This window comes from Streptomyces sp. DSM 41931 (genome assembly GCF_050271085.1).
Lineage (GTDB): Bacteria > Actinomycetota > Actinomycetes > Streptomycetales > Streptomycetaceae > Streptomyces > Streptomyces albogriseolus.
The window spans coordinates 4,635,938-4,658,490 of record NZ_CP189902.1 but is presented as its reverse complement, the minus strand read 5'-3'; the positions used below and the strand labels follow the sequence as shown (position 1 = coordinate 4,658,490).

The 22,553-nt window shown below is 72.5% G+C and carries 22 protein-coding genes; 8 read left to right on the top strand and 14 right to left on the bottom strand.

Annotated features, from left to right (window positions below; genetic code table 11):
* Positions 1 to 53 precede the first annotated feature (53 nt).
* Positions 54 to 1,040, top strand: coding sequence for a heavy metal transporter (locus tag ACP7TJ_RS21725; RefSeq protein WP_255303880.1), 987 nt, complete (start codon positions 54 to 56; stop codon positions 1,038 to 1,040).
* 191 nt (positions 1,041 to 1,231) lie between these two features.
* Positions 1,232 to 1,570 (top strand): ATP-binding protein, encoded by a 339-nt coding sequence (locus ACP7TJ_RS21720; RefSeq protein WP_093766899.1) that lies wholly within the window; start codon positions 1,232 to 1,234, stop codon positions 1,568 to 1,570.
* A 96-nt stretch (positions 1,571 to 1,666) separates the two neighbouring features.
* Here ACP7TJ_RS21720 and ACP7TJ_RS21715 read toward each other — a convergent pair whose 3' ends face one another.
* A complete protein-coding gene (locus ACP7TJ_RS21715) occupies positions 1,667 to 2,764 on the bottom strand; it encodes a bifunctional succinyldiaminopimelate transaminase/glutamate-prephenate aminotransferase (RefSeq protein WP_266548778.1) in 1,098 nt (365 codons plus the stop codon).
* A 105-nt stretch (positions 2,765 to 2,869) separates the two neighbouring features.
* Positions 2,870 to 3,187: a ferredoxin gene (gene fdxA, locus ACP7TJ_RS21710; protein WP_006135610.1), complete on the bottom strand. Its 318-nt coding sequence runs from the start codon at positions 3,185 to 3,187 to the stop codon at positions 2,870 to 2,872.
* Between the two features lie 140 nt (positions 3,188 to 3,327).
* Here fdxA and ACP7TJ_RS21705 point away from each other — a divergent pair, with 140 nt between their 5' ends.
* Both ACP7TJ_RS21705 and ACP7TJ_RS21700 read left to right on the top strand, forming a co-directional pair.
* A complete protein-coding gene (locus ACP7TJ_RS21705; RefSeq protein ID WP_427764741.1) occupies positions 3,328 to 4,416 on the top strand; it encodes a GNAT family N-acetyltransferase in 1,089 nt (362 codons plus the stop codon).
* Positions 4,417 to 4,433: 17 nt separating this feature from the next.
* Positions 4,434 to 5,297 (top strand): transglutaminase-like domain-containing protein, encoded by an 864-nt coding sequence (locus ACP7TJ_RS21700; RefSeq protein ID WP_401543851.1) that lies wholly within the window; start codon positions 4,434 to 4,436, stop codon positions 5,295 to 5,297.
* Between the two features lie 84 nt (positions 5,298 to 5,381).
* Here ACP7TJ_RS21700 and ACP7TJ_RS21695 read toward each other — a convergent pair whose 3' ends face one another.
* The 4 genes from ACP7TJ_RS21695 to ACP7TJ_RS21680 all read right to left on the bottom strand — a co-directional run bounded on the left by ACP7TJ_RS21695 (position 5,382) and on the right by ACP7TJ_RS21680 (position 9,652).
* Positions 5,382 to 7,595 (bottom strand): hypothetical protein, encoded by a 2,214-nt coding sequence (locus ACP7TJ_RS21695; protein WP_427764738.1) that lies wholly within the window; start codon positions 7,593 to 7,595, stop codon positions 5,382 to 5,384.
* A gap of 194 nt (positions 7,596 to 7,789) precedes the next feature.
* Positions 7,790 to 8,179, bottom strand: coding sequence for a DUF6113 family protein (locus tag ACP7TJ_RS21690; RefSeq protein WP_427767435.1), 390 nt, complete (start codon positions 8,177 to 8,179; stop codon positions 7,790 to 7,792).
* Between the two features lie 20 nt (positions 8,180 to 8,199).
* The gene (mshB, locus tag ACP7TJ_RS21685; RefSeq protein WP_367453680.1) at positions 8,200 to 9,066 is read right to left on the bottom strand and encodes an N-acetyl-1-D-myo-inositol-2-amino-2-deoxy-alpha-D-glucopyranoside deacetylase; all 867 of its coding nucleotides are present in this window, start codon (positions 9,064 to 9,066) and stop codon (positions 8,200 to 8,202) included.
* Positions 9,067 to 9,181: 115 nt separating this feature from the next.
* Complete coding sequence (locus ACP7TJ_RS21680; RefSeq protein ID WP_427764733.1) at positions 9,182 to 9,652, bottom strand: ATP-binding protein; 471 nt, start codon at positions 9,650 to 9,652, stop codon at positions 9,182 to 9,184.
* Positions 9,653 to 9,808: 156 nt separating this feature from the next.
* Between ACP7TJ_RS21680 and ACP7TJ_RS21675 the strand changes: the two genes are divergently transcribed.
* The 3 genes from ACP7TJ_RS21675 to ACP7TJ_RS21665 are packed head-to-tail and all read left to right on the top strand — an operon-like array spanning position 9,809 to position 11,477.
* The gene (locus ACP7TJ_RS21675; RefSeq protein WP_167740894.1) at positions 9,809 to 10,693 is read left to right on the top strand and encodes a helix-turn-helix domain-containing protein; all 885 of its coding nucleotides are present in this window, start codon (positions 9,809 to 9,811) and stop codon (positions 10,691 to 10,693) included.
* Positions 10,690 to 10,896, top strand: a complete 207-nt coding sequence (locus ACP7TJ_RS21670; protein WP_093766892.1) for a DUF397 domain-containing protein — start codon at positions 10,690 to 10,692, stop codon at positions 10,894 to 10,896. The genes ACP7TJ_RS21675 and ACP7TJ_RS21670 overlap by 4 nt, the downstream gene beginning before the upstream one ends.
* Complete coding sequence (locus ACP7TJ_RS21665) at positions 10,893 to 11,477, top strand: hypothetical protein (protein WP_427764729.1); 585 nt, start codon at positions 10,893 to 10,895, stop codon at positions 11,475 to 11,477. Before ACP7TJ_RS21670 ends, ACP7TJ_RS21665 begins: the two co-directional genes overlap by 4 nt.
* Before the next feature lie 35 nt (positions 11,478 to 11,512).
* Here ACP7TJ_RS21665 and ACP7TJ_RS21660 read toward each other — a convergent pair whose 3' ends face one another.
* Complete coding sequence (locus ACP7TJ_RS21660; RefSeq protein WP_427764726.1) at positions 11,513 to 12,952, bottom strand: amidase; 1,440 nt, start codon at positions 12,950 to 12,952, stop codon at positions 11,513 to 11,515.
* Positions 12,953 to 13,040: 88 nt separating this feature from the next.
* A complete protein-coding gene (locus tag ACP7TJ_RS21655; RefSeq protein WP_093766889.1) occupies positions 13,041 to 13,235 on the bottom strand; it encodes a hypothetical protein in 195 nt (64 codons plus the stop codon).
* Between the two features lie 175 nt (positions 13,236 to 13,410).
* On the opposite strand from ACP7TJ_RS21655, the gene ACP7TJ_RS21650 reads away from it, so the two are divergent.
* Positions 13,411 to 15,549, top strand: coding sequence for a prolyl oligopeptidase family serine peptidase (locus ACP7TJ_RS21650; RefSeq protein ID WP_427764721.1), 2,139 nt, complete (start codon positions 13,411 to 13,413; stop codon positions 15,547 to 15,549).
* A gap of 131 nt (positions 15,550 to 15,680) precedes the next feature.
* On the opposite strand, the gene ACP7TJ_RS21645 is transcribed toward ACP7TJ_RS21650, so the two are convergent.
* The 6 genes from ACP7TJ_RS21645 to ACP7TJ_RS21620 form a co-directional block, all read right to left on the bottom strand.
* Complete coding sequence (locus tag ACP7TJ_RS21645) at positions 15,681 to 16,715, bottom strand: ABC transporter ATP-binding protein (RefSeq protein WP_167740897.1); 1,035 nt, start codon at positions 16,713 to 16,715, stop codon at positions 15,681 to 15,683.
* Complete coding sequence (locus tag ACP7TJ_RS21640) at positions 16,708 to 17,682, bottom strand: ABC transporter ATP-binding protein (protein ID WP_189912577.1); 975 nt, start codon at positions 17,680 to 17,682, stop codon at positions 16,708 to 16,710. Before ACP7TJ_RS21640 ends, ACP7TJ_RS21645 begins: the two co-directional genes overlap by 8 nt.
* Positions 17,683 to 17,688: 6 nt before the next feature.
* Positions 17,689 to 18,666: an ABC transporter permease gene (locus ACP7TJ_RS21635; RefSeq protein ID WP_093766885.1), complete on the bottom strand. Its 978-nt coding sequence runs from the start codon at positions 18,664 to 18,666 to the stop codon at positions 17,689 to 17,691.
* Positions 18,659 to 19,582: an ABC transporter permease gene (locus ACP7TJ_RS21630; RefSeq protein ID WP_093766884.1), complete on the bottom strand. Its 924-nt coding sequence runs from the start codon at positions 19,580 to 19,582 to the stop codon at positions 18,659 to 18,661. The genes ACP7TJ_RS21635 and ACP7TJ_RS21630 overlap by 8 nt, the downstream gene beginning before the upstream one ends.
* A 6-nt stretch (positions 19,583 to 19,588) precedes the next feature.
* Positions 19,589 to 21,211: a peptide ABC transporter substrate-binding protein gene (locus tag ACP7TJ_RS21625; RefSeq protein ID WP_189912576.1), complete on the bottom strand. Its 1,623-nt coding sequence runs from the start codon at positions 21,209 to 21,211 to the stop codon at positions 19,589 to 19,591.
* Between the two features lie 206 nt (positions 21,212 to 21,417).
* Positions 21,418 to 22,542, bottom strand: a complete 1,125-nt coding sequence (locus ACP7TJ_RS21620; protein WP_167740901.1) for an ABC transporter ATP-binding protein — start codon at positions 22,540 to 22,542, stop codon at positions 21,418 to 21,420.
* Positions 22,543 to 22,553 lie beyond the last annotated feature (11 nt).

Below are 22,553 nucleotides of genomic sequence, written 5' to 3'. Positions count from 1 at the left end.
CCACTGTCCGCACCCGGCTCACACCGGAACGTACTCTCCAGTACCTTGTACGCGTGCCAGAGCCGTCCCCCACTCCCCAGCGCAAGCGCCGTGGCCGTCTGCTCCGCTGCGGCGCGGCCTTCGCGGTGCTGTCAGCGGTCGCCGGATACCTCGTGGTGCAGTACGTCACCGGAGGCACGGGCGGCCCCGGCTGCAAGGTCGTGTCCGGCAAGGGCGACGGGGCGACCTACGAGTTCTCCCCCGAGCAGGCGGTGAACGCGGCGACGATCACCGCCGTGGGCACCGCGCGCGAGCTGCCCGAGCGGGCCGTGACGATCGCGCTGGCGACCGCCCTCCAGGAGTCGGCGCTGCGCAACATCGACTACGGCGACCGCGACTCGCTGGGCCTGTTCCAGCAGCGTCCCTCGCAGGGCTGGGGCACGCCGCGGCAGATCATGGACCCGGCGTACGCGTCGGAGAAGTTCTACGAGCACCTGGAGAAGGTGCCGGGCTACACGCGGCTGCCGCTCACCGTGGCGGCGCAGAAGGTGCAGCGCAGCGGTTTCCCGCAGGCGTACGCCAAGCACGAGCCGGACGCGACGCTGCTGGCCGCCGCCCTCACCGGGCGCTCGGGGGCGACGCTGACCTGTGACGGCCGTCCGGCGGCGACCCGGGCGAAGGGCGCGGACGCGGTACGGGCCGCGCTGGCCCGGGACTTCGGGCGGGACGTGCTGGAGCCGGCGGGCGCCGAGGTGGACGACGCCACGGGGCAGACCCCCGCGCCGGACGCCCCCGGCACGGAAGCGGAACCCGGCGACGGCACCGTGACGCTGCCCGTCACCACCGTCTCCGGCGACCGGCGGGACGCCGGGGCGCGGGGCTGGCAGCTGGCCCACTGGGCCGTGGCCAACGCCTCCGAGCTGCACATACGGAGTGTGTCCTACGCCGGCCGGGAGTGGGTCGCCGGGCACACCGACAGCCAGTGGCGGCCGGTGGACGGCAAGGGGTCGGCGGGCCCGGGCGGCGAAGCGGAAGCGGTCCGGATCACCACCGGGCAGTAGCCCGGGGTGTTCCCGTGCAGGCGTGCGGGTGATCACCCGGAGGCGTTGGACGGGTCCGACATTGCGCCGCATTGCCGACTCTTTGCCGGACACGCGCGCAACCTTCGTGGCGGTCGGGCGGTAATCAGTGCGTCCGGCCGGCCGGTCATGACCGGCCGGACACCATCGTTGTCTGCCGTCGAAGGAGCACCATGTCCCTCCCCCTGACCCGTCGGATCGCCCGTGCCGCGCTGCTCGTCGCTGCGGGAGCGGCCGCCGGGGTCGGTGCGGCCGGTTCCGCGAGCGCGGCGCCGGCGCTTCCGTCCGCCCCGAACCTCGGGCTGAGCGCCCTGGACGGTGCGCCCGGCAAGACCGTGGACAACGTGACGCGGGGCGTCGGCAAGACCACCCCGGACGCGACCGAGGTGGCCCCGGCCGCGGGCACCACCGTGAAGAAGGCCGTGCCGGTGGTGAAGGAGCTGCCGACCGACTCCCTCGGCAAGGGCGGCCCCGCCAAGAAGCTGCCGGTCAAGGGCCTGCCCCTCGGCTGACCCCTCCGCCGAAGGCGACCCTCGGCGAAACCGAAGGGGCCCGGGACCTCTCCCCCCGGGCCCCTTCGGCGTGCCTGAGGCGGTCTCGGGGTGCGGTCAGGCGGTCAGGCGGGCGACCGCGGCGCGGACCCGTTCGTCCGTCGCGGTCAGGGCCACGCGGACGAAGCGGTCGCCGGCGGGGCCGTAGAAGTCGCCGGGGGCGACCAGGATGCCGCGGTCGGCGAGGTGGGCGACGGTGTCCCAGCAGGACTCGTCGCGCGTGGCCCACAGGTAGAGGCTGGCCTCGCTGTGCTCGATGCGGAAGCCGTGGGCGAGCAGCGCGTCGCGCAGGGCGGTGCGGCGGGACGCGTACCGCTCGCGCTGGACGCGGACGTGCTCGTCGTCGCCGAGGGCCGCCACCACGGCCGCCTGGGTCGGCGCCGGGGTCATCATGCCGCCGTGCTTGCGGATCTCCAGCAGCGGGCCGAGCACGGCCGGGTCGCCGGCCAGGAACGCGGCGCGGTAGCCGGCCAGGTTGGACCGCTTGGACAGGGAGTGGACGGCGACGACGCCGTCGTAGGAGCCGCCGTTGACGTCCGGGTGGAGCACCGAGACCGGGTCGGCCTCCCAGCCGAGCTCGATGTAGCACTCGTCGGACAGGACGAGGACGCCGTGCTCGCGGGCCCAGGCGACGATCCGGGTCAGCTCCTCCTTGGAGAGCACCCGGCCCGTCGGGTTGGACGGCGAGTTGAGCCACAGCAGCTTCAGCCGCGAGGGGTCCAGCTCGGTCGGGTCGTCGTACGCCACGTGCTCGGCGCGCGCCAGGCGGGCGCCGACCTCGTACGTCGGGTAGGCCAGGCGGGGGAAGGCGACCTGGTCACCGGGGCCGAGACCGAGCTGGGTGGGGAGCCAGGCGACGAGTTCCTTGGAGCCGACGACCGGCAGGACGTGCCGGTGGGTCACCTCGCGGGCGCCGAGCCGGTGCTCCACCCAGCGGGTGAGCGCGTCCCGCAGTTCCGGGGTGCCCCACACCGTGGGGTAGCCCGGCGAGTCCGCCGCGGCGATCAGCGCCTTCTGGATGTGCTCGGGCACCGGGTCGACGGGCGTGCCGACCGAGAGGTCGACGATGCCGTCGGGGTGCGCTGCGGCCGTCTTCTTGTACGGCTCCAGCTTGTCCCAGGGGAAGGCGGGCAGCCGGTCGGAGACTGCGGACACGGGGGATGGCTCACTTTCTGGTACGGCAAACGCCTCGGTCCCGTACGGCGCACGGGCCGTACGGGACCAGGGCGGCGCGTCGGTGCGGGGCCGCCTGCGGGGCTGCTACGCCTGCGGCGGCAGCGCGGCGATGAACGGGTGGTCCCGCTCGATCAGACCGAGCTTGCTGGCGCCGCCCGGGGAGCCGAGCTCGTCGAAGAACTCGACGTTCGCCTTGTAGTAGTCCTTCCACTCCTCCGGAGTGTCGTCCTCGTAGAAGATGGCCTCGACCGGGCAGACCGGTTCACAGGCGCCGCAGTCGACGCATTCGTCCGGGTGGATGTACAAGGACCGCCGGCCCTCGTAGATGCAGTCGACCGGGCACTCCTCGATGCACGCCTTGTCCTTGACGTCGACACAAGGCTGCGCGATGACGTAGGTCACGCTGTCGTTCCTCCTCGATAGGGCGCTGGCGGGCCTCCTCAGGCTCCGCCGCCTGGCGCGCGGGAGCGCGGCGTCGTCGATGCCCGCCCCTAGTATCTCCGTTCCGGAGCATGATCCGAACAGGAGGGGTGAACTGACCTGTGGAAATCTCAGCCGCCGGGCGTCTTGAGGTCCGTATCACCGCTGCTGACGTGGGAAAACGGGTCTCCGTAAGGAGCTTGATCGAACATGGTCCCTCGGGTGAGAAGTTCACCGACACGGTCGGGGTTCTCACATCATGGGACAACGGTGTGTTGCGGATCACAAGGAAGAGCGGCGAACGTGTTCGCGTCGCCGAGTCCGCGCTGGTCGCGGGCAAGGTGGTGCCCGCCGCCCCGGCGCGTCGGCGTGGCCCCGCCGCCTCCTCCGAGGAGCTGGCGCGGGTGGCCGCGCGCGGCTGGCGGCCGGTGGAGAGCGAGCGGCTCGGCGCGTGGGAGCTGCGGGCGGCAGCGGGTTTCACCCGGCGGGCCAACTCCGTGCTGCCGCTGGGCGACCCGGGCCTGCCGCTCGAGGACGCGCTGACGGCCGTACGCCGCTGGTACGCGGCCCGGGGGCTGCCGGCGTACATGCAGACCGCGACGGGCGCGGAGGGCACGCAGGAGCTGCTGTGCGCGGAGCTGGAGAAGCGCGGGTGGGTCCGCGAAGTGACCGCCGAGCTCTGGACGGGCGCTCTGGCCCCGGTCGCCGACCTGGGCGACGGCTCCTCCGGGGTGCTGCTGTCCCGGGACGCGGACGAGGCGTGGCTGGCGCGGTACCAGCGCAAGGGTGTGAGCGAGGTGGCCCTGCGGGTGCTGGGCGCGGGCTCCCCGGGCGACCCGGTCCCGGGTGAGCCGTCGGTGTGGTTCGCGACCGTGCCGGGCGCGCCGGGCGCCGCGGCGCCGGCCGCGATCGGGCGGTGTGTCGTGGACGGCCGCTGGGCCGGGTTCGCGGCGGTCGAGGTGGATCCGGCGCGGCGGCGGGAGGGCCTGGCCACGGCCGTGATGGCGGCGCTGGCCGTCCGTGCGCTGGAGGAGGGCGCCTCGGCGGCCTGGCTTCAGGTCGAGACGGACAACGAGGGCGCGCGGGTGCTGTACGACCGTCTGGGCTTCGCCCCGCACCACGCGTACCACCACTACCGCGCGCCGGAGGGGACCGCATCGGAAGGATCCGCTCCGGATTCATCGGTCCCGGCGGGTGACGGGGCGCCGTGAGCGGGCACGAACCGGGTATGCGCTCCCCCTGTCCCCCGCCGCCCGGGCGCTCCGCCGAACTGCGCGAGCGGTTCGCCGAGGAGGCCCGCTGCGAGCGGCCCGGCCTGTCCGCGCTGTGTCTGCTGGTGGCCGCGGAGGGCGACGGCACGCTGGACGAGGCGGGCATGGACGCGGTGGAGATCGAACTGGACCGGCTGGCGGGCGAGCTGCCGCACCGGCCGGGCTCGCCGCACGCCTGGGCGGTGGCGCTGCGGGACCTGCTGGGCGAGCGGTACGGCTTCCACGGCCTGCCGCACGACTACCGGCGGCTGGAGTCCTCGCTGCTGCACGAGGTGCTGCGGCGTCGGCGCGGGCTGCCGATCCTGCTGTCGGTGGTGTGGATCGAGGTGGCCCGGCGGGCGGGCGCGCCGGTGTACGGCGTGGCGCTGCCCGGGCACTTCGTCGTGGGCTTCGGCGACCCGGGCGGGGCGGGCGCCGGGCAGGTGCTGGCCGACCCGTTCGACGGGGGCCGGGTGCTGACGGGACCGGACGCCGAGCTGCTGGTCGCCGGGGCCACCGGAGGCCCGCTGGAGCCGTCCATGCTGGCCCCGGCGGGGACGCTGGAGGTGGTCGCGCGCATCCTGAACAACATCCGTGCCTGGGCGGCGACCCGGCCCGAGCGCACCGACGTCGGCCTGTGGGCGCTGGACGTCGCCCTGCTCCTCCCGTCCCGCCCGGCCCGCCTGCGCTACGAGCGCGCCCAGCTCCTCGTGCAGCGCGGCGAGTTCACGGCGGGCGCGGCCGAACTGGACGCGTACGCGGACGTCGTCGCGGCGGTCGACCAGGCGGCCGCGGACCGCATCCGCGGGGAGGCGCTGGCCGCGCGCGCCCTGCTCAACTGAGACGCCCGGCGAGCAGCGCGGAGGATGCGAGGGCGGCGCCGCACGGAGGGTTCCGCGCGGCGCCGCCGTCGTCGTCGGCCGGGATCAGCTCGCGTTCGTCTCGATGACGGCCGTACGGTCGGTCTTGCTGACCAGCGCCTGGCGGAGGGCGCCGTAGACGTCCTGCGGGGTGACGGGGGTCTTCTCGCCGTTGCCCCGGGTGATGAGAACGTCGTCGAAGGCCTGGCCGTACAGGTCCTCCAGGGCCTTCAGGTCGGGCTTCTCGACGAGCTTGCCGTTGACCGCCTCGACGCGCAGGAACTTCCACAGCGACTTCTCGGGGCTCATCGGCACCGAGTGCGCCGGGTCGGTCTGCACGGTGACCCGGTCGGACATGGCGGGCTCGGCGAACTCCTTCATCATCCGGTCGACCTCGGCCTTGGTGACCTTCGGCTGCTGGGTCGTCGTCGGGACGTTCACCGCGGCGGCGGTGCCGGTCTCCACCTGCGTGCGGTACGCGGCGGCGACCACGTCGGCCGCCTTGGCGACGTCGACGCCCTTGCCCGCCTGCGGGTACACCGGGACGGCCTTGCCGGACTCGAACGTGATCGAGCCCTCCTTGACCGTGCCGGCGCCTCCGGCGGCGTCCTCCAGGGCGGCCTGGAGCTTCTCCTGGTCGACCGGGATCTCCGGCTCCACGACCCGCGACTGGCCGAACAGCGAGCCGATCACGTTGACCGGGTTGTAGTCGCTGGTGGCGGCCTTACCGACGGTGGCGTCGATGTCGACCTGGAGACCGGCGTTGTCCGGCTGGAGTTCGAAGGTCTTGCCGTCCACGGACAGCTTGAGCGGCTTGTCGAGCCGCCCGTCGAGCGCGCCGTCGAGCTTCTTCACGGCCTCGTCGCGGGTGCCGCCGCCGATCTCGATGCCGAGCACCGTGGTGCCCTTGGGCACGTCGGAACGGTTCATCAGCAGGCCCGCGCCGTAGGCGACACCGGCGACGAGGACGACGCCGGTGGCGAGGAGGACCAGCTTGCTGCGGCCCTTCTTCTTCGGCGCCTTGGCGGAGCTCGCCGGGGGCGGGCTCACCGGCTCGGGCAGCTTGGGCGGGGTGTGCGGGCCGGGGGCGTTCGGGCCCATGCCGGGCGCGTCGAAGGAGGCGCTCGGCGGGATCACCGGGATGCCGCTGGTCACGGTGTGCCCGGAGACGTTGTCGTGGCGCGGGAAGCCGGGGTCGCCGGGCACGGCCGGCTTCTGCGGGGTGAGGATCGCGGTGTCGTCGCTCAGTCCGCCGCCGGGGACCGCGTGCGAGCCGGTGCGTTCCTCCGTGAAGGGCGCGCCGCCTCCCGGCGGGGTCATCGGGCCGTCGCCGGTGACCGGGCCGCCGGTGGGCCCTGAGGGGGCCTGGGGGCCGCCCGGTCGCCCGGGTCCGGGCACAGGGGCCCCCGGGCGGGCGCCGGGGCCGCCGGGGCCGCGCTGCGGGCCGCCCTCGGCGTCGTCGGCGAAGTACGGCAGGTCGTCGCGGCGGGGTTCGCCGCCGCGGTCGGCGCGGTTGCCGCCGGGAGCGCCGGCCAGCGCCTCGGTCACGTCGAAGGAGCCGGTGCCGCCGCCGTGCCCGGGAGCCACGGGCCCGCCGGTCGCACCGGTCGCGCCGGTGGGTCCGGGCGCCTTCGGGCCGCCGGGGCGGGGTCCGCCCGGCCCGCCCATGGAGCCGACCACGCCACCGGGCCGTCCGGCGCCGGGTCGGGCGCCGTTCGGGGCGGACGGGACGCCCGGCGCCTTGGGCGCGGCGCCCGACGGGCCGCCCGACGGCGCACCGGAGGGCGCACCGGGAGCGGCGCCGGACGGCGCGCCGGAAGTGCCGGGCGCGGGCGCGCCGTTGGCCGCGCCGCCGGCCTGACCGGGCTTGGCCGGCGCGGACTTGCGGGGCGCGAACCAGTCGCTCGCGGGCTTGTCCCCGGCGGCGGGCCTGTCGGCCGTCTCGGGCCGCGCGGGCGGCTCGACCGGGTCGGCGGCGGGTGCGGCGGGAGCGGGCCCGGCGGCTGCCTCGGTGTCGGCGGCCGCCTTCTTGCTCTCCGCGTCCGTGACGGGCTTGCGCACGACGACCGGCGGAATCGGGCGCGACCCGGGGATGTTGATCCGGATCCGGGTCGTCAGCGTGGTCTCGGTCTTGCGTTCCTCCGGCCGCGCGGCCGAACGGCCCGCGTCCGTGCCCTCGTCCGGAATCGCCGGGATCCCGTAGGGCGGGGTGCCCGACGGGTAGGCGGCTCCGCCGCGCCCGTTGGGCCCGGAGGACGGAGTGTCAGTTTCACGACTCAAGGCAGGTTCTCCCGGTTGGCTCCGCCGCCCGTCACGACCTCACGGTGGGGGTCCTCCCAGCTCGGGCGAGGCCGAGGGTTCGAGGGAGGCTCGGCGGCGCGCACCACCTTACTGGCCAGATCCGGCCCGTATCCCAGTACCGCCGGGGAAACCCACACCGGACCATCACGCCCTTGGCACGGCGAAGTGGTACGTCACTTGCGAAGTCGGGCGGGATCCCCGTCCGGTTGCTTCCCGGGTCCGAAGGTGGCGCAGATCACAGCCACGGCGATGCCGCCGAGCAGGAAGAGATAGGAGCCACTTCCCGCGGCGAACAGGAAGTCGCCCTCCGGACGGCTGACCGTGAGCAGGACGACGGTGATCGTCCAGCCGGCGGCGACGGCGATCCCGCCGGACCGGCTTCGGGTCAGCCGCGCCGCCCCGAGCACGGTTCCGGCCTCGCCGGCCAGGGCGAGCAGCAGCCCGCCGGGGAACCACGCGGGCTGGACCAGCGCCCCGGCGGCGCCGACCAGGGCGCCGAGCACCAGCAGTCCGAGCAGGGCGGCGGCGCGCCCCGGGGACGGCGAGCGCAGCGGCTGCGCCATCAGGGGCGCGCGGTCGCCGCTCACGACGCCTCTCCCGCGCCGACGCCCGCGAAGAGGTCGTCCTCCCGGCCGGCAGGGCGTCCGCCGCGCACCAGCTCGTAGTACTCGGTGGTGAACAGCGGCTGCGCGAGCTCGTTGGACAGCACGAAGTACGGCTGGTCGGCGACGGTGATCTGGGTGACGTGGGCGCGCATCGCGGCGGCCTTCGCGCCGGCGTACGCGGTGCCGTCGACGGCGGTGGTGATCCGCTCGTCGTCGACCACGCCGGGGACGTCCCCCACCGAGGCGGACTTGTCGAAGGGCAGGTCGGGCAGGTCGCGCTCCAGCCGGGCGAACGCCTCCTCGGCCACGGAGCGCGGCACGCGGTTCCAGTAGACCTTGGGCACGTCCCAGCCGCGCTCGGCGGCCAGCTCGACGCCGCGCATGGCGACGCGGTGGGCCTGGATGTGGTCGGGGTGCCCGTAGCCGCCGTTGTCGTCGTAAGTGACCAGCACCTGCGGGCGGACCTCGAGGATCACCTCGGCGAGCAGCCCGGCGGCCTGGTCTACGTCGGCCTGCCAGAAGCAGCCGGGGTCGTCGTTGTCGGGCAGCCCCATCATCCCGGAGTCGCTGTACCGCCCGGCCCCGCCGAGCAGCCGGAAGTCCGTGACGCCGAGCGCCGCCATGGCCTCCCGCAGCTCGCCCAGCCGGTGTCCGCCGAGAGCGGCGCCGCCGAGGTGCCGCAGCTCGGGCGGGATGACCTCGCCGCGCTCACCGAGGGTGCAGGTGACCAGCGTCACATGGGTGCCCTCGGCCGCGTAACGCGCCATGGTCGCGCCGTTGTTGATCGACTCGTCGTCCGGGTGCGCGTGCACCAGCATCAGACGCCGAGCGGGCAGTTCCGTCATGGGCTCCACCCTATGCGGCGCGGGGCGCGACCGGCGGCCCCGTCCGGCCTTGCGGGGTGCGGGCCGGGAGGGGTGGGGCTTGGAGGGTGCTTTCTCCCCGAGTTCTTGGTTCCTTTCAGCCGCCGGCGTCACCGGAGTGCGAGGAGTCGGGTTCCGGTGGCGGCGTGAGGTCGATCTCCGCCCACACCGTCTTGCGCGGATGCCGGCCCTCGGCAACTCCCCAGCGGTCGGCGAGCACGTCCACCAGCAGCAGCCCGCGGCCGCACTCCGCGACACCGTCCGGCTCGCGCAGCACCGGGCGCCGATCGCCCCGTGTGTCGGTGACCTCGACACGGAGCGTCGCCCCGACCACGTAGAGCGTCAGCCGGAAGCTGCGGCCCGGGACGCGGCCGTGGGTGGCCGCGTTGGCGGCGAGTTCGGCGACGACCTGGCCGGCCGTCTCGTGAGGGATCTCCCAGCTCCTGAGCGTGTCCACGGCAAGCAGACGGGCGAGACGCGCACCGCGCGGGGTGGACGACAGCAGCAGGCTGACGTGGCGCACCTGGCCTTCGGGGCGGATCCCCGGGAGAGCGATTTTCTGATTCACGTGACTCAGCGTGGCCGAACGGCCGTACCGTGATGAGTGATCGAGGCGCTGCGTAGAGTGACCGTCCACCGCGTGTCCGGGGCTGTCCGGACTGTCGGCCGGACCGCTCGCGCAGGAGCCGCGACCACGGAACGGCACCACGGAGGGGCACACACCATGTCGGTGAACGGTGAGGCGGTACGGGTCGGGCCCGTGACGGACCAGGCGGACGAGCCGGGCTGGGAGGTGGACCCGGACGACGACTGGGCGCTGGCCGTGGTGGCCACCGTGGGACGGCAGTTGAGGCTCCGGCGGGAGGCCGCGGGCCTGCGCGTGCCGGAGTTCGCGGTGGCGGTCGGGTACGGCGAGGACCTCGTCTACAAGATCGAGAGCGGCAAGCGGATCCCGCGCCCCGAGTACCTGGACACGGCGGACGACGTCCTGGGCGCGGGCGGCCTCGTCGCCGCGATGAAGGAGGACGTGAGGAAGGTCCGGTACCCGAAGAAGGTGCGGGATCTCGCACAGATGGAGGCGCGGGCGGTCGAGCTTCATCTCTACGACCCGCTCCACATCCACGGGCTCCTCCAGACGCCCGAGTACGCACGTGCCCTGCTGTCCATGCGCCGTCCGGCCTACTCGGCCGAGGAGGTGGAGCGGTTCATCGCGGCGCGGGTGGCCCGCCGTTCGGTCTTCGACCGCGACCCCGCGCCCGAGCTGGGCTTCATCCTGGAGGAGTGGACGCTCCGGCGCCCCCTGGGTGGCAGGGAGGTGCTGCGCGCACAACTGGAACACCTGCTGACCGTGGCGCGGTTGCCCACGGTCGAGCTCCAGGTGATGCCGATGGACCGGCAGGAGCACGCCGGAGTCGACGGCGGCATCGAGGTGTTGAAGTTCGCGGACGGTACGGCGGTCGGACGCTCACCTGCCGTGGCCGGCGGCCGAGCGGTGTCGGACCTGCGGCAACTCCGTATCCTTGAGCTGCGTTACGGCATCATCCGCGCTCAGGCACTGACACCGCGCGAGTCCATCGCCTTCGTCGAAGATCTGCTGGGGGAGACATGATCCGAAGCACTGACTCCGACCTCGTGTGGTTCAAGAGCAGTTACAGCAGCGGCAGCGAGGGCGACTCCTGTGTGGAGATCGCCACGGAACCCTCCACCGTCCACGTCCGCGACTCCAAGACCACCGACGGCCCCCGCCTCGCCTTCACCCCGGCCGCGTGGGCCGGCTTCCTCACCTCCGCGGGCGCCGACGGTCCGGCGTGAGGTCGCTGCGGCGCTGGGCCGGGGACACGGCCGGGCTTCTGCTCGTGTTCACGGTCGTGGGGCTCACCCGTCTCTTCCCGCCGAAGTGGAAGCTGAGGCGGATCGCCGTCTCCGCCGAGGTGCGGGCGGAGCGGGAGGCGGCCGAGAGGAAGTTGCTCGCCCGCGTACGGGAGATCGAAGCGGGCGTGCCGTGGCTGAGGCCGCTCGACGTCGTGATCCACGACGTGTGTCTCGACATCCGCGGCGCCCGCCTCTTCGATTCCAACCCACCGAGGCGCGGGGCGATGGCGTGTGAGATGTCCGCGTTCATCATCTTCTCCGTGGACGGGGATCCCGAGGACGCCATGGCGGAGATCCACCGCTCGTTCCCGCCGCCGGACGGTCTCTCCGCCGACGGGATCAGCGAGTCGCTGCTCTGGGACACGGACGAGCGGAAGGTCGCCCCCGCCGTCTCGCACAACCACGTATGGGCTCGCGTCACCCGGCGCCACGGTGGGAAGTCCGTCGAGCAACTCCGCCGGGAGAACGGCGTCCTGTGCATGTGGGCCCTGTACGGGCAGGCGTACTACACGGTCGTCTGAGGGAAGCGCGGACAGGTCCCGCGCCCGCGGACTCCTCAGGCGTCCTTGAGGCTCGGGAACGGCTGGTCCGCCTCCAGCTCGAACGCCAGCTCCAGCAAGGTGCGTTCGGCGCCCGGGCGGCCGGAGAACATCACGCCGACGGGGAGGCCGTCCGCCGTCGTGGACGCGGCCGGGAGGGAGATCGACGGGGTGCCGACGACGTTGTTGACCGGGGTGAACGCCACGTACGCGAGGATGCGTTCGATCAGCGTGGCGTACGGGACGGACGGGCTGAGGTGGCCCAGCGGCGGGGTGGTGTGGGCCAGCACCGGGGACAGGATGACGTCCAGGCCGCGGAACGCCGCCGCGTACGCCTCCCGCGTGCGCCTCAGCCGCCGCAGCACACCCGGCGTGCGGCGCCAGTTGGCGACGTAGGTGGCGCGCAGGCCACGGCTCAGGCCGTCCATGCGGTGGCGGTCGAACTCCGCGCCCATGGTGCGTCCCGTGGCGCCGATGAGGAACGACAGCAGGCCCCAGTAGGTGAGGAAGTCCTCGGTGAAGCGCGGGTCGACGGCCAGCTCCACCGGGGTCACCGTGTGGCCCAGCCGCTCCAGCCGCCGGGCCGTTTCGGTGACGGCCGCGCGGGTGGCGTCGTCGGTGCGGGCGCCGTTCGGGGAGTCGACGAGGAGCCCGATCCGCAGCCGGCGGTCGGCGGGGCCCTCGACGAGGCCGAGGGCGGGCAACTTCGGGTTGCGGTGGTGCAGCTCCGCCGCCGCGAGGAAGGCCGCGCTGTCCCGCACCGTGCGGCTCACGAGGCCGTCCACCACGATGTCGATGGGCAGTTGGCGGCCCTGCGCGTTCGGCACGGTCCGGCCCCGGGTCGGCTTGAGGCCGACGAGGCCGCAGCACGCGGCCGGGATGCGGATGGAGCCGCCGCCGTCGTTGGCGTGCGCGACCGGCACGGCGCCCGCGGCGACCAGGGCCGCGCTGCCGCCGGAGGAACCGCCCGCCGAATGACCGGTGTTCCACGGATTGCGGACCGGCGGGCCTTCCTCGAACTCGGTGGTGGGGCTGAAGCCGAACTCGGGCAGCCGTGTCTTGCCGAGCACCGTGACGCCCGTGCTCAGCAGCTGGCGGGTGAACGCGGCGTGCCGCCGGGCCGGACGCGGCACGAAGGCGGCGCTGCCGTGGCCCGTGGGCAGACCCGCGACGTCGGTGTTGTCCTTCACGAGGGTGGGCACCCCGGCGAACGCGCCGCCACCGTCCCCCTGAGGGGCCGGGACGTCGAGGTGCACCTGGACGGCGTCGAGCCGGGCGTCGGCGTCCCGGACCCGGGCCGCCGCGTCCCGTGCGACCTCGGCGGGGCTCACCTCGCCCCGCCGGATCGCCGCGGCGAGGCCCACGGCGTCCAGGTCGCCCAGGGCGTCGTCGCGGAAGACGTGGATCCTGGTCCGCTCCTGCTCGCGTCCCTGGCTCTGTTCCTCGGAAGTCGTCACCGTCGGCTCCGCCCTGCGCGCGTGGATGCTGGCCCGCCCATCATTGCTTACCGACGGGTAACACGCGAGAGGCCGGCGACGGCCGCGCTCAGAAGTTGAGGCTGCCGATCATCCCCGCGATGTTGGTGGTGACTTCGTTGATCGTGGGCGCGATCGTCGACGAGGCCAGGTAGAAGCCGAGCAGCATGCACACGATCGCGTGCCCTGCCTTCAGACCCGACTTCTTGATCAGCAGGAAGACGACGATCGCCAGCAGCACCACCGCCGAAATCGAGAGTGCCACGGCGGCTCACCTCCAAGGATCCCAGGGCGCGGGGGGCAGGAAAATGGGGGCAGTACGTCCACACAGCAGGCAGCAGGTTCCTACCCACTATGTGCTAACGATCATAACTATCCGTACGTGCGCATCGATCGGCGCACGGCCGCACAAGGGGGCGCATGGCCAATATGGTCAGGGCATGACGACCGAGACGGACTCCTTCCCCCGGCGGCACGCCCGCACCCTCCGCTTCACCCTCGGCGCGCCGCGTTCCTTCAGCGTGGCGCCCGACGGCTCACGTGTCGTGTTCCTCCGCTCCGGCTCCGGCACGGACCGGGCCAACGCCCTCTGGGTGCTCGACACGGACGGGGGCGGGGAGCGCGTGGCCGCCGACCCGCGCGCCCTCCTGGGCGGCGCGTCCGAGCGGCTCTCCGCCGAGGAGCGCGCGCGGCGCGAACGCAGCCGCGAGGGAGGCGCGGGCATCGTCGGCTACGCCACCGACGCGGCGGTGGAGTTGGCGGCTTTCGCCTTGTCAGGGCGGCTTTTCACGGCCGAGCTGAGGGCCGGCACGGCACGCGAACTGCCCACGCCCGGACCGGTGATCGACCCCCGTCCGTCCCCCGACGGACGGCATGTCGCGTACGTCGCGCAGGGCGCCCTGCGGGTGGTCTCGGCGGAAGGGGCGGACGACCGCGCGCTCACCACCCCCGAGGCGGAGGACGTCGCCTACGGTCTGGCGGAGTTCGTCGCGGCCGAGGAGATGAGCCGTTCGCGCGGCTTCTGGTGGTCCCCGGAGTCGGACCGGCTGCTGGTGGCGCGGGTGGACGACACGCCGGTGCGGCGGTGGTGGATCTCCGACCCGGCCCACCCGGACCGTGAGCCGCACCCCGTCCGCTACCCGGCGGCCGGCACCCCGAACGCGGACGTGCGGCTGTTCGTCGTGGACCTCGCGGGGGCGCGCACGGAGGTCTCCTGGGACCGCGCTCGCTACCCGTATCTGGCGCGAGTGCACTGGTCAGCGGCGGGTGCCCCGCTGCTGCTCGTACAGGCGCGCGACCAGCGGGCGCAGCTGATCCTGGCCGTCGACCCGGACACCGGGGCGACCCGGATGGTGCACGCCGACGAAGATCAGGATTGGCTGGAACTTTTCCCCGGTGTGCCCTGCTGGAGCCCCTCAGGACAGCTGGTCCGGATCGCCGACGAGGGGGGCGCCCGGCGCCTCGCCGTGGGTGAACGGCCGCTCACCGGACCGCAGTTGCACATCCGTGCGGTCCTCGACGTCTCGGCCGACGACGTGCTGGTCGCGGCGTCGGCGGGCGCGGAGGCGGCCGCTCCGGAGATCGGCGAGGTGCATGTCTACCGGGTGAACGAGCTGGGCGTGGAGCGCGTCTCCGAGGAGCCCGGCGTGCACACCGCGGTGCGCTCCGGAGGGGTCACGGTGCTGGTCTCGGCGACCCTGGACCGGCCAGGTTCACGGGTGCGGGTGCTCCGTGACGGGAAACAGACGGCGACTGTCCCCTCGTACGCCGAAGACCCTGGTTTGTCCCCCCGCGTGACGCTGACACAGGGGGGCGCACGCCGCATCCCGTGCGCCGTGCTTATGCCTCGGGACTACGCCGGTGACACCCCTCTGCCGGTGCTCATGGACCCCTACGGTGGTCCGCACGGCCAGCGGGTCACGGCCGCCCACAACCCGCACCTGACCTCCCAGTGGTTCGCCGACCAGGGCTTCGCGGTGATCGTCGCCGACGGACGCGGCACCCCGGGACGCTCCCCCGCCTGGGAGAAGTCCGTCAAGGACGACATCGCGGCCGTCGTCCTCCAGGACCAGGTCGACGCGCTCCAGGCGCTGGCCGGGGACTTCCCGCTCGACCTGGACCGGGTCGCGATCCGCGGCTGGTCCTTCGGCGGCTACCTGGCCGCCCTCGCCGCGCTGCGCCGCCCCGACGTGTTCCACGCGGCCGTCGTCGGCGCCCCGGTCACCGATCTGCGCCTGTACGACACCCACTACCAGGAGCGCTACCTCGGGCACCCGGACGAGCAGCCGGAGGTCTACCGCCGCAACTCGCTGATCGACGACGCGGGCCTGGTCGACGCGGCCGAGCAGCACCGGCCCATGATGATCATCCACGGCCTCGCGGACGACAACGTGGTGGTCGCCCACTCCCTGCGGCTGTCCTCCGCCCTGCTCGCGGCCGGCCGTCCGCACGAGGTGCTGCCGCTGTCCGGCGTCACGCACATGACGCCGCAGGAGGAGGTCGCCGAGAACCTGCTCCGCCTCCAGCTCGGCTTCCTCAAGCGCGCCCTGTCCCTCCCGGACACCTCCGCCACGCGTTAACACCGGGGCAACTCACCCGAAGCGGTACCGATATACGGACAGGGAAAGCTGGTCAGCGTACGGCCGTGCGGGTGCCGTGAGCGGGCCGGGGTGCGCCATGTCACCCCGGCCCGTACCCGTTCAGGGCCGCATCACTTCGGCCCGTCCTCGGCCGGCACCACGTGCTTCTCCTCCGCGAAGTGGCACGCCGAGGCGTGGGCCGCGGGTCCTCCCTCCAGCCACTCCGGCACCGCCAGCAGAGGCACCTCCACCGCGCACCGCTCCCGCGCCTTCCAGCAGCGGGTGCGGAACCGGCAGCCGGAGGGGATGTTCGTCGGCGACGGCACGTCCCCGGTGAGCACGATCCGCTCCCGGTGCTCCCGCGCCCGGGGGTCCGGCACGGGCACCGCGGACAGCAGCGCCTGCGTGTAGGGGTGCGTGGGGTGGTCGTAGATCTCGGCGTCCGTGCCGGTCTCCACGATGCGGCCGAGGTACATCACGCCGACCCGGTCGGAGATGTGCCGGACGATCGACAGGTCGTGCGCGATGAAGACGTAGGACAGGTCGAACTCGCTCTGCAGCCGGTCCATCAGATTGATGACCTGCGCCTGCACCGACACGTCCAGCGCGGACACCGGCTCATCGGCGACGATCACCTCGGGGCGCAGCGCCAGCCCCCGCGCGATGCCGATGCGCTGCCGCTGGCCGCCGGAGAACTGGTGCGGATAGCGGTTGATGTACTCCGGGTTCAGGCCCACCACGTCCAGCAGCTCCTGCACCCGGCGCCGCCGGTCCCCCTTCGGCGCCACCTCGGGATGGATGTCGTACGGCTCCCCGACGATGTCGCCCACCGTCATCCGCGGGTTGAGCGAGGTGTACGGGTCCTGGAAGACCATCTGGATGTTGCGGCGCACCGCCTTGAGCGCCTTGCCGGACAGCCGGGTGATGTCCTCGCCCTTGTAGCGGATGGCGCCGGCCGTCGGCCGCTCCAGGTTGACCAGCGTCTTGGCGACCGTCGACTTGCCGCAGCCGGACTCCCCCACGATGCCCAGCGTCTCGCCCGCGTCCAGACGGAAGTCCACGCCGTCGACCGCCTTCACGGCCCCGACCTGTTTGCGGAGGACGATGCCCCGGGTCAGCGGATAGTGCTTGACCAGGCCGCTGACCTCCAGGATCGGCTCAGCCATCCAGGCACTCCCTCCAGAAGTGGCAGGCGCTCCCGCGTGTGCCGGAGACCTCGTACAGCGGCGGGTCGTCGGTGGTGCACACGTCCCGGGCCAGCGGGCAGCGCGGGTGGAAGGGGCAGCCCGGCGGGATGCGGGTGAGATTGGGCGGCAGGCCCTTGATGGCGTACAGCTCCCGGCCCTTCTGGTCCAGGCGCGGGATGGAGTCCAGCAGGCCCCGGGTGTACGGGTGCGCCGGGGCCTTGTAGATGTCGTGCACCGGCGCCGACTCCACGATCCGCCCCGCGTACATCACGGCGATGCGGTCGGCGACGTCGGCGACCACCCCCAGGTCGTGGGTGATGAGGATGAGCCCCATCCGGTACTCCCGCTGGAGCTCCGCGAGCAGCTCCATCACCTGGGCCTGGACGGTGACGTCGAGGGCGGTGGTCGGCTCGTCGGCGATGATCAGCGCCGGCTCCAGGGCGATCGCCATCGCGATCATGATGCGCTGGCGCATGCCGCCGGAGAACTGGTGCGGGTACTGCCTCACCCGCTCCCGCGCGGCCGGGATGCGCACCCGGTCCATCAGCTCGACCGCCTTGGCCCGCGCGTCCTTGCGGGACATGCCCCGGTGCACGGTGAACATCTCGGCGAGCTGGTCGCCGACGGTGAGCACCGGGTTCAGGGCGGACAGCGCGTCCTGGAAGATCATCGCCATCTCGGCGCCCCGGATCCGCCGGCGCTCCTCCTCCTTGAGCGTCAGCAGGTCCCGCCCCTGGAAGACCACCTCGCCGCCGGTGACGCGTCCCGGCGGGGTGTCGAGGATGCCCATGACCGCCTGCGCGGTCACCGACTTGCCGGAGCCGGACTCGCCCAGCACCGCCAGGGTCTCCCCCTCGTCCACTCCGTAGGTGACCCCGTTGACCGCCTTCGCCACCCCGTCCCGGGTCCGGAACTCCACGTGGAGGTCGCGCACTTCGAGCAGCACCGCGGCTCACCTCAGCTTCGGGTCGAGGGCGTCGCGCACCGCGTCGCCGAGCATGATGAACGCCAGGACCGTGACGGCCAGCGCCCCGGAGGGCCACAGCAGCGCGTGCGGGGCGTTGCGGATGTAGGGCGAGGCCGCGGAGATGTCGATGCCCCAGGAGACGCTGGGCGGCTTCAGCCCGACCCCGAGGTACGACAGGGTCGCCTCCAGTGCGATGTAGGTGCCCAGCGCGATGGTCGCGACGACGATGACCGGGGCGACCGCGTTGGGCGCGATGTGCCGCAGCAGCAGCCGGGAGTTGGAGGCGCCGAGCGCCCGCGCGGCCTGCACGTAGTCGTTCTGTTTGGCGGTGATGACGGCGCCGCGGGCGATGCGGGAGATCTGCGGCCAGCCGAGCAGCACGATGAAGCCGATGACCGGCCAGACGGTGTTGCTGGTGATGACGGAGAGCAGCACCAGACCGCCGAGGACGACCGGGATGGCGAAGAAGACGTCGGTGATCCGGGACAGGACCGCGTCGGAGGTCCCGCCGAAGAACCCGGCGAGCGCGCCCAGCACGCTGCCGAGGACGGCGACCCCGAGGGTGGCGAGCACGCCGACCGCGACGGAGGTGCGGGCCCCGTACACGGTGCGGGTGTAGACGTCGCAGCCCTGCCCGTCGAAGCCGAAGGGGTGGCCGGGCTGGGAGCCCTCCTGCGCCTTGGCCAGGTCGCACTTCAGAGGGGAGCCGGAGGTGATCGCCGACGGCCACAGGGAGATGAAGACCAGGAACAGGATGACCAGCGCGGACACGATGAAGACCGGGTTGCGGCGCAGGTCCCGCCAGGCGTCCGACCACAGCGAGCGCGGCCGGTCCTCCGGGCCGGCGCCGTCCGGTCCCGGCTTCTTCTCCAGGGTCTCGGCCTCGTCGACGCCCAGGTCCATGGCGCCGCCCATGCTGGTGCCCGCGACGGCGGCCTGGGGTTCGTGGTGACGGTCAGACATAGCGGATCCTCGGGTCGAGCACGGCGTACAGGAGGTCGACGACGAGGTTGGCGACGAGGAAGACCAGCACCAGCACGGTGACGAAGCCGACCACCGTCTGCGTGTTCTGCCGGAGGATGCCCTGGTAGAGCTGGTAGCCGACGCCGTGGATGTTGAAGATCCGCTCGGTGACGATCGCCCCGCCCATCAGGAAGCCGATGTCGGCGCCGATGAACGTCACCACGGGGATCAGGGAGTTGCGCAGCAGGTGCCGGACGACGACCCGGCGCCGGGGCAGGCCCTTGGCGATCGCTGTGCGGACGTAGTCGGAGCGGCGGTTCTCCGCGATGGAGGTGCGGGTCAGCCGGGTGACGTAGGCGAGGGACACCGACGCCAGCACCAGGCCGGGCAGGATCAGCTCGTCGAAGGGCGCCTCGGAGGACACCGAGGGCCGGATCCAGCCCCACTTCACGCCGAGCAGCAGCTGGAGCAGCAGACCGGTGACGAAGGTGGGCACGGAGATCACGACGAGGGTCAGCAGCAGCACCCCGGTGTCCACCGGCCGGCCCCGGCGCAGTCCGGTGACCACGCCGAGGGTGACGCCGATGACGATCTCGAAGAGGATCGCGATCAGGGTGAGCCGCACGGTGACGGGGAAGGCCGTCGCCATCAGCTCGGTGACGTCCTGGCCGTTGAAGGCCGTGCCGAAGTCGCCGGTGAAGAGGTTCCCCATGTACGTCAGGTATTGCTGCCAGACCGGCTTGTCGAGGCCGAACTCCTGCTCGAGACGGGCGGCCGTCGCCGGGTCGCACTGCCGCTCGCCGCACAGTCCCGCGATGGGGTCGCCCATCACGTTGACCATGAGGAAGATCAGCAGCGTGGCCCCGATGAAGACCGGGATCATCTGGAGCAGCCGCCGGACGACGTAGCGCCCCATCGCGGATCAGCTCACCTTGATCTGTTCGTACACGGGGACGCTGAAGGGGTTGAGCTTGACGTCGGAGAGCCGGTCGGACCAGCCGGCGCTGCCGTTCTGGTACCAGAGCGGGATCGCGGCCATGTTGTCGCGGACCACCTCCTCCGCCTGCTGGAACAGGTCGATGGCCTTGGCGGTGTCGGTCTCCTGGTTGGCGCGGTTCACCAGGTCGTCGAACTCCTGGTTGGACCACTTGCCGTCGTTGGAGGAGGCGTTGGTGTAGTACAGCGGCTGGAGGAAGTTCTGGATGAGCGGGTAGTCCATCTGCCAGCCGGAGCGGAACGGGCCCGGCATCTTGCGGTCGGTGATCTCGTTGCGGAAGTCGGCGAAGGTGCCCACCGGGGCGGCGGTGCACGCACGCTCGTCGTCCAATGCGTTGTTGATGGAGTTGCAGACGGCGTTGACCCATTCGCGGTGGGAGCCGGTGTCCGCGTTGAAGGTGATCGTCACCTTGCCGCCGGGGAGGCCGCCGCCCTCCTCGATCAGCTTCTTGGCCTCGTCGGGTTTGTACTCGCAGGCCTCCCCGCACAGGCCGGCCTGGAAGCCGCCGTCCTCGCCGAGGACGGGTGAGGTCCAGTCGGTGGCGGGGGTGCGGGTCTTCTGGAAGATCGTGTCGGTGATCTGCTTGCGGTCGATCGCCATGGACAGGCCCTTGCGGACCTTCTCCGAGCCCGCCTTGTTCCAGTCCGGGTCGTAGAACGGGAAGGCGAGGGTCTGGAGGATGCCGGCGGGGGTGTTGAGGTAGCGGTCGCCGAGGTCGGCCTTGACGTTCTTGAGCTGGGCGGCGGGGATGTCGTCCGCGAGGTCGAGGTTGCCGGCCAGCAGGTCGGTGTAGGCGGTGTTGGCGTCGGTGTAGACCTTCAGGTCGACGCCGCCGTTCTGCGCCTTGTCGTCGCCCGGGTAGTCGTCCCACCTGCGCAGCGACATCTGCGAGCCGCGGGTGTACGAGTCGACCAGGTAGGGCCCGTTGCCGACGGGCTTCTTCACCCAGGCGTCGTGGTCGTCGAAGAACGCCCGCGGCAGCGGGACGAAGGCGTTGTAGCCGAGGGTGTCGGGGAAGGTGGAGAACTTCTGGGTGAGCTTGACGGTGAAGGTGCGCTCGCCGGTGACCTTCAGCCCGGACAGGGTGTCCGCGGTCTGCTCGCCCTCCTCGGGGTGCACCTGGTCGTAGCCCTCGATGTAGCCGAAGAAGTAGGCGTTGCGCTGGTTGTTGCGCAGGCTCGCGCCGTAGTTCCAGGCGTCCACGAAGGACTGGGCGGTGACCTTCTCGCCGTTGCTGAAGGTCCAGCCGTCCTTGACCGTGATGGTGAAGTTCTGGGAGTCGGTGGTCTCGATCTTCTCGGCGAGCATGTCCTGCGCCTCGCCGGTCTCCGGGTGGTACCGCTTCAGGCCCCGGAAGATCATGTCGAGGACCTTGCCGCCCTGCACCTCGTTGGTGTTCGACGGCTCCAGCGGGTTCTGCGGGTCGCCCCAGGAGGCGCTCAGCACGGCCCCCGAGTCGCCGCTGCCTCCCCCGCCGCCGCACCCCGCCGTGGCGAGGGCGAGCGCCGTCGCGCAGGCGGCCCACCTGGCGTGCGTCATGGTGCGCATGGGTGCCTCCTCGTGCCCGGGTCCCTTACCGGGCCAGCCTGGAAGCGGCGGCTCCGGCGCGCACGCCCGCCGGGGCCGTACGGGTCGAAGATCCACCGGACGGGCTCACGGGCCCGTTCCCGCGCCCGCGACGCGAAAGGACCGGGGGCGGGAGGGTGTCCTCCCGCCCCCGGTCCTCGGGGCCGTGCGTCCTGAAGGAGAGGGGGTCAGCCCTTGGCGACGTCCCCGTCCTTCTCCAGCGCCTTCAGGGCCGGGTCCATCACGACGTCCTCGGAGCGCGCCTCGATGCTGGGCTCCTCCGGGAAGTGGCAGGCCGTCAGGTGGTTCTCGCGGTTGCCGGAGATCTGCACCAGCGGGGGCTCCTCCGTGGCGCACTTGTCCTGCGCCTTCCAGCACCGGGTGCGGAACCGGCAGCCGGACGGCGGCGAGATCGGCGAGGGGACGTCACCGGCGAGGCGGATGCGCTCGCGGTTCTCCGTCTCGTCGTCCATGGCCACCTCGGGCACGGCCGAGAGCAGGGCGTGGGTGTAGGGGTGCCGCGGGCGGTTGTAGATGGAGTCGCGGTCGCCGACCTCGACCACCTTGCCCAGGTACATGACGGCCACGCGCTGCGAGAAGTGCCGCACGACGGCGAGGTCGTGGGCGATGAAGAGGAAGGCGATGCCCATCTCTTCCTGGACCTTCTGCAGCAGGTTGACGACCTGCGCCTGGATCGACACGTCGAGCGCGGAGACCGGCTCGTCCGCCACGATCAGCTTCGGGTTGAGCGCGAGCGCCCGGGCGACGCCGATGCGCTGGCGCTGGCCGCCGGAGAACTCGTGCGGGAAGCGGTTGTAGTGCTCGGGGTTCAGGCCGACGAGCTCGAGCAGCTCGCGGACCCGCTTCTCCCGGCCGCCCGCGGGGTTGATCCCGTTGACCTCCATCGGCGACTTGATGATCGTGCCGACGGTCTGCCGCGGGTTCAGCGAGGAGTACGGGTCCTGGAAGATCATCTGGATCTCGGACCGCACGGGCGCCAGCTGCTTGCGCTTGGCGTGCGTGATGTCCTGGCCCGCGTACTCGATCTTTCCGCCGGTCGGCTCCAGGAGCCGGGTGATGAGCCGGCCGGTGGTCGACTTGCCGCAGCCCGACTCACCCACCAGTCCGACGCTTTCGCCGACGCCGACGGTCAGGTCGACGTTGTCGACCGCCTGGACGGCGCCGACCTTCCGCTTGATCGGAAAGCCGCCGTAGATCGGGAAGTGCTTGGTCAGGCCCTCCACCTTCAGCAGCGCCTCGGTGGACGCGCCGGTGGAGCCCTGCTGTGCGGGGAGGGTGAGGTTGTCGCTCATGTCTCGGATCT

What these genes read in the sequence shown, in the direction of transcription:
- mshB (WP_367453680.1), bottom strand. Translation starts at nt 9,066, where the DNA reads ATGACGGAACTGCCCGCTCGGCGTCTGATGCTGGTGCACGCGCACCCG.
- ACP7TJ_RS21635 (WP_093766885.1), bottom strand. Translation starts at nt 18,666, where the DNA reads ATGTCTGACCGTCACCACGAACCCCAGGCCGCCGTCGCGGGCACCAGC.
- ACP7TJ_RS21670 (WP_093766892.1), top strand. Translation starts at nt 10,690, where the DNA reads ATGATCCGAAGCACTGACTCCGACCTCGTGTGGTTCAAGAGCAGTTAC.
- ACP7TJ_RS21620 (WP_167740901.1), bottom strand. Translation starts at nt 22,542, where the DNA reads ATGAGCGACAACCTCACCCTCCCCGCACAGCAGGGCTCCACCGGCGCG.
- ACP7TJ_RS21650 (WP_427764721.1), top strand. Translation starts at nt 13,411, where the DNA reads ATGACGACCGAGACGGACTCCTTCCCCCGGCGGCACGCCCGCACCCTC.
- ACP7TJ_RS21690 (WP_427767435.1), bottom strand. Translation starts at nt 8,179, where the DNA reads ATGGCGCAGCCGCTGCGCTCGCCGTCCCCGGGGCGCGCCGCCGCCCTG.
- ACP7TJ_RS21720 (WP_093766899.1), top strand. Translation starts at nt 1,232, where the DNA reads ATGTCCCTCCCCCTGACCCGTCGGATCGCCCGTGCCGCGCTGCTCGTC.
- ACP7TJ_RS21630 (WP_093766884.1), bottom strand. Translation starts at nt 19,582, where the DNA reads ATGGGGCGCTACGTCGTCCGGCGGCTGCTCCAGATGATCCCGGTCTTC.
- ACP7TJ_RS21625 (WP_189912576.1), bottom strand. Translation starts at nt 21,211, where the DNA reads ATGCGCACCATGACGCACGCCAGGTGGGCCGCCTGCGCGACGGCGCTC.
- ACP7TJ_RS21675 (WP_167740894.1), top strand. Translation starts at nt 9,809, where the DNA reads ATGTCGGTGAACGGTGAGGCGGTACGGGTCGGGCCCGTGACGGACCAG.
- ACP7TJ_RS21645 (WP_167740897.1), bottom strand. Translation starts at nt 16,715, where the DNA reads ATGGCTGAGCCGATCCTGGAGGTCAGCGGCCTGGTCAAGCACTATCCG.
- ACP7TJ_RS21700 (WP_401543851.1), top strand. Translation starts at nt 4,434, where the DNA reads ATGCGCTCCCCCTGTCCCCCGCCGCCCGGGCGCTCCGCCGAACTGCGC.